Genomic DNA, 2880 nt, shown 5'->3' with positions numbered 1-2880 from the left:
GTGACGGTCCAGGTGTCGTTGCCGGTGAGGAGGGTGGTGAGGTCGCCCTTGCCGCGCTGTTCGATGGCCTGGTCGAGTTGGTCGGCCATCTGGGTGTCGTAGACGGGGCGGGTCACGTTGCGGAGGATGCCGATGGGGGTGTGGTGGAGGGTCTGGGGGTCGGCGAGGCGGGAGAGGGCGAAGGCGGTGGTGGGGGTGGCGGCGTGGGCGTCGTGGATGAGGATCTGTGACTCGTTCTCCGGCGTGACGGTGATGATGTTCAGGTCGCCGGTGGTGTGGTCGCGGACGATGCCTTTGCTGTTGTCGGTGCCGAAGAGGATGGGGTGGCCGTGTTGGAGGCGGATGACGGCGTTCTGGGCTTGTTCGTGGTCTTTGAGGGTGTCGAAGGCGCCGTCGTTGAAGATGTTGCAGTTCTGGTAGATCTCGATGAGGGCGGTGCCGGGGTGGTCGGCGGCTGCGCGGAGGGTTTCGGTGAGGTGTTTGCGGTCGGAGTCGATGGTGCGGGCGACGAAGGAGGCTTCGGCTCCGAGTGCGAGGCTGACCGGGTTGAAGGGTGCGTCGAGGGAGCCCATGGGGGTCGACTTGGTGATTTTGCCGACTTCTGAGGTGGGGGAGTACTGGCCCTTGGTGAGGCCGTAGATGCGGTTGTTGAAGAGCAGGATTTTGAGGTTGACGTTGCGGCGGAGGGCGTGGATGAGGTGGTTGCCGCCGATGGAGAGGGCGTCGCCGTCGCCGGTGACGACCCAGACGGAGAGGTCTTGGCGGCTGGTGGCGAGGCCGGTGGCGATGGCGGGGGCGCGTCCGTGGATGGAGTGCATCCCGTAGGTGTTCATGTAGTAGGGGAAGCGGCTGGAGCAGCCGATGCCGGAGACGAAGACGATGTTTTCTTTGGCGAGGCCGAGTTCGGGCATGAAGCCTTGTACGGCGGCGAGGACGGCGTAGTCGCCGCAGCCGGGGCACCAGCGCACTTCCTGATCCGACTTGAAGTCCTTCATGGACTGCGGGGTCTCGGTCTTGGGGACCAGTTTGAGTGCCTCAGGCATGGATGGCCTCCTTCAGGGCCGTGGCGAGTTGTTCGGCTTTGAAGGGCATGCCGTTGACCTGGGTGTATGACTGGGCGTCCACGAGGTACTTCGCGCGGATGAGGGTGGCGAGCTGGCCGAGGTTCATCTCGGGCACCACTACCTTGTCGTATCGCTTCAGGACTTCGCCCAGGTTCTGGGGGAAGGGGTTGAGGTGGCGCAGGTGGGTCTGGGCGATGGGGATGTTGGCGGTCCGCAGGCGGCGCACTGCGGCCGTGATGGGTCCGTATGTGGAGCCCCAGCCCAGGACGAGGGTGTGTGCGGTGTCGGGGTCGTCGACTTCGAGGTCGGGGACGTGGATGCCGTCGATTTTGGCTTGGCGGGTGCGGACCATGAGGTCGTGGTTGGCGGGGTCGTAGGAGATGTTGCCGGTGCCGTCTTGTTTTTCGATGCCGCCGATGCGGTGTTCGAGGCCGGGGGTGCCGGGGATGGCCCAGGGGCGGGCGAGGGTGTGGGGGTCGCGTTTGTAGGGCCAGAACACGTCGGTGCCGTCGGCGAGGGTGTGGTTGGGGGTGGTGGCGAACTGGGTGCGCAGGTCGGGGAGTTCGTCGGTGTCGGGGATGCGCCAGGGTTCGGATCCGTTGGCGAGGTAGCCGTCGGAGAGCAGGAAGACGGGTGTCCGGTAGGTCAGGGCGATCCGGGCGGCGTCGAGGGTGGCGTCGAAGCAGTCGGCGGGGGTTTTCGGTGCGATGACGGGGACGGGGGCTTCGCCGTTTCGGCCGTACATCGCCTGTAGGAGGTCGGCTTGCTCGGTCTTGGTCGGCAGGCCGGTGGAGGGGCCGCCGCGCTGGATGTCGACGATGAGCAGCGGCAGCTCAAGGCTCACCGCGAGCCCGATGGTCTCGGACTTGAGCGCGACGCCGGGGCCGGAGGTGGTGGTGACGGCGAGGGATCCGCCGAAGGCGGCCCCGAGTGCGGCGCCGATTCCGGCGATTTCGTCCTCGGCCTGGAAGGTGCGGACGCCGAAGTTCTTGTGTCGGGACAGCTCGTGCAGGATGTCCGAGGCGGGGGTGATCGGGTAGGAGCCGAGGTAGAGCGGCAGGTCGGCCTGGCGGGAGGCGGCGAGCAGTCCGTAGGCGAGGGCGAGGTTCCCGGAGATGTTGCGGTAGGTGCCGGCGGGGAAGGCGCGGGTGGCGGGGGCGACTTCGTAGGAGACGGCGAAGTCTTCGGTGGTTTCGCCGAAGTTCCAGCCCGCTCTGAACGCGGTGACGTTCGCCTCGGCGATGTCGGGCTTCTTGGCGAACTTCTGCCGCAGGAATGCCTCGGTTGCCTCGGTGGGGCGGTGATACATCCACGACAGCAGGCCGAGGGCGAACATGTTCTTGGAGCGTTCGGCTTCCTTGCGGGAGAGCCCGAACTCCTTCAGCGCTTCCACGGTGAGGGTGGTCAGGGGGACGGGGTGGACGTTGTAGGCGTCCAGGGTGCCGTCTTCGAGGGGGCTGGTGGCGTAGCCGACCTTCGCCATCGGGCGTTTGGTGAACTCGTCGGTGTTGACGATGATGTCCGCGCCGCGGGGTACGTCGGCGAGGTTGGCTTTGAGTGCTGCGGGGTTCATGGCGACCAGGACGTTGGGTGCGTCGCCGGGGGTGAGGATGTCGTGGTCGGCGAAGTGGAGCTGGAAGCTGGAGACGCCGGGCAGGGTCCCGGCGGGGGCACGGATCTCGGCGGGGAAGTTCGGCAGGGTCGACAGATCGTTGCCGAACGAGGCGGTCTCCGAGGTGAACCGGTCACCCGTGAGCTGCATCCCGTCACCCGAATCACCCGCGAAGCGAATGATCACCCGATCAAGGCGCTTGAC

Annotated in this window: 2 protein-coding genes; both read right to left on the bottom strand. The window is 66.6% G+C overall.

What is annotated here, in order from left to right; translation table 11 throughout:
* Positions 1-1043: 2-oxoacid:ferredoxin oxidoreductase subunit beta (locus tag ACZ499_RS40025; RefSeq protein WP_468682151.1), on the bottom strand; the 1043-nt coding region annotated here is incomplete at its 3' end.
* Positions 1036-2880: 2-oxoacid:acceptor oxidoreductase subunit alpha (locus ACZ499_RS40020; RefSeq protein ID WP_468682150.1), on the bottom strand; the 1845-nt coding region annotated here is incomplete at its 5' end. The genes ACZ499_RS40020 and ACZ499_RS40025, both read right to left, overlap by 8 nt.

The sequence above is a fragment of the Streptomyces sp. NPDC031265 genome (assembly GCF_055570295.1).
This window is presented reverse-complemented; position numbering and strand designations above follow the sequence as displayed.